The organism is Komagataeibacter nataicola, assembly GCF_003207795.1.
GTDB classification, from domain to species: Bacteria; Pseudomonadota; Alphaproteobacteria; order Acetobacterales; family Acetobacteraceae; genus Komagataeibacter; species Komagataeibacter nataicola.
Genome location: NZ_NIRT01000082.1, coordinates 1 through 2,296, shown reverse-complemented (window position 1 = coordinate 2,296; position 2,296 = coordinate 1). Strand labels below are relative to the sequence as shown.

The 2,296-nt window shown below is 47.6% G+C and carries 4 protein-coding genes; all 4 read left to right on the top strand.

The features are described from left to right. The first annotated feature begins 92 nt into the window (after positions 1–92). Positions 93–326: a phage GP46 family protein gene (locus tag CDI09_RS19060; protein WP_408884528.1), complete on the top strand. Its 234-nt coding sequence runs from the start codon at positions 93–95 to the stop codon at positions 324–326. Then, positions 326–1,000 carry a DNA circularization N-terminal domain-containing protein gene (locus CDI09_RS17330; protein WP_110571460.1) on the top strand — a complete coding sequence of 225 codons (675 nt, stop codon included), beginning with the start codon at positions 326–328 and terminating at the stop codon, positions 998–1,000. The genes CDI09_RS19060 and CDI09_RS17330 overlap by 1 nt, the downstream gene beginning before the upstream one ends. Positions 1,001–1,240: 240 nt before the next feature. After that, a complete protein-coding gene (locus CDI09_RS17325; RefSeq protein ID WP_110571459.1) occupies positions 1,241–1,570 on the top strand; it encodes a P27 family phage terminase small subunit in 330 nt (109 codons plus the stop codon). Next, entirely contained in the window at positions 1,570–2,181 is a 612-nt protein-coding gene (locus tag CDI09_RS17320) for a terminase large subunit domain-containing protein (RefSeq protein WP_110571458.1), read from the top strand. Before CDI09_RS17325 ends, CDI09_RS17320 begins: the two co-directional genes overlap by 1 nt. Positions 2,182–2,296: the final 115 nt, after the last annotated feature.

The window sequence follows — 2,296 nt, the reverse complement described above, 5'->3', positions numbered from 1 at the left end:
AAGATACGGCTGGGATCGGTCAAACGGGATGAAGCGGCTCATCGCGACACTCTACAGCCTTACCCCTTCACAGGGTACCCCAACCCGACAGGCTGCTAGGATCGCGTTTATGGCAGCTTCAAGAGATCAGCACCAGTGACGGCGCATATGAAGCAAAGGCAAACTCTTTCGTAAAGGAAGCCTTGCAATATCTCGTGGATTATAAGGTTGTCAAAAGCGTAGACGCCAGTTCTAGCTTTGCCGGTGGCCGTCTTACTATCGCGATTACCGTCACAAAGAATGATGGCTCACAGCAACAATACGAGTATGTTTGGAGGGCAGGATAATGGCCATTCCATCATCTTTTGGTGCTATTCAGTTTTACACAAGGGCTGTTTCAGAATCAGGATTCAACAAACAAGCCGTGGTTCATGAAATCGTCAATGGAGTTGGAGCGTATGTAGAAGTGCTTGGGCAAGGCATAGAAACGTACCAATTTGATGCGTATGTTGACAATATGTATAGCCTTTATCTTGACCGCGATATGTTGCGTGCCATGATAATGGAACAAGGGATAGCGGAACTATTACATCCATCACTAGGTTTAAAAAAGTGTTGGTGTTCAAATATTGTCATGTCAGAGGATGCTAGACAAATTGGCATCATAAACTTGCAGCTTACCTTTGTTGTTGCAGAGAATGACTATTACACAATGACCACGAACAACAGTTCGTTTCTTAGTAGTATTACAGATAGAGCATCAAATTATCTTACGAGCATGGACGTATCGGGACTTGGCACATCAGCGATGGCGGTGGTGAGTGGAGGCGAGACCATTATGCGTAGTGTTTCGGGCTTGGACCCGGCACTTAACACATTTGGCAGCACGTTGGGACGTTTTTATCAAGCTGGCTCAATGGGCACGGCTTTGTTGAATACGGTCACAGCCACGCAATCAACGGCAACGGTGATACCCGCAGTTGTGTCGCAGAGAAGTGCGATAACATCGCAACTGACATAACCATAGGGGTACAGGGGTCAAAGCTGGAAGCTTGATGCGGCACAACGCGCATCCCCTTATTTTTGTGTGCGGGGTATCTCCAAATATTTTTTTCACTAGGCACCACGTTTAGAACGCATCAAAGCGCCATACAGAAGCTCGTACAGAGCGTTTACGATAAAAGTTAGCTGGCAAGCATACAAAATTTTGGAACGCGCTCTACGGGCATCCTAGAGGCATATTACATTTGAAAGGAACAGAATGACAAAAGAAGAATACAAACAAAGACTTATCGAGATCCTTGATTTAAAGGACGGTGATTTTTGCCTGGCTCTGGATCAGTTTTCGCAACTGCTTCAAGATCAGGACAAGTTACAAAAAGCTGTGGATACGCAAGGCTTCACATATCAAGCTGGCGACCTTTGGAAGCCAAATCCAGCAGTTGGGCAACTACGCGAAGCACAAAAGCAGATCCTTACCTTTTACTCGCGTTTCGGACTTACCCCACGCGATAAGCAACTGCTTATGAGGGAAAGCCACCATGACGACGGCGATCAAGACTTTAGCGAATATTCAGACTTACAGGATTGATGACAGAAGTAACTAGGCTTTACTCATACGCATACGAGGTTTGTGAAGGCAAAATAGATGTTTGCCACGAAGTAAAGTTAGCTTGCCAGCGTTCAATTTCAGATCTTAAGGCAAGTGAAGATCCAGATTTCCCATACTATTTTGATCCAAAAGATGGCATAAAGTTTGAGCGTTTTGCCGCAAGGTTCCGCCATCTTGAAGGCGAACTTGCTGGTGAACCCTTTATCTTGATGCCGTGGCAGCTTTGGGCCTTTGCGCAGATCTTGGGATGGCGTCACAAGTCCACGGGACACAGGCGATTCAAGACCGCACATATCGAGGTTCCACGCGGCAACGGTAAGTCGTTCATGGCCAGCGTGTATGCAATCTATGCGTTGTCGTGTGATGGCGTGCAGGGTCCGCAGGTCTATTCAGCAGCAACATCACAAAGGCAGGCACGTATCGTTTTCGACGTTGCTCGCGACTTATGCGCCAACGAGCCAAAGAAGTTTATCCAAGGCTTCCTGGGATTGGAGATACGCGCCCACGATATACAGCTACGCAAGCGCAAGGATGGTTTTCTTAACAGAGGGATCTTTAGCAGCCTGTCGGGTTGGGCATTTTGCGGCTGATAACGCCGAGGCTGACCCGGCTTATGCTGCCTGAAGCCGTGCCATTCTTTTGCAGTTGTATGCGAGAGCGACGAGGGTCCATTCAGTCGTGACTTTTGCAAGGCCACGCAGACTG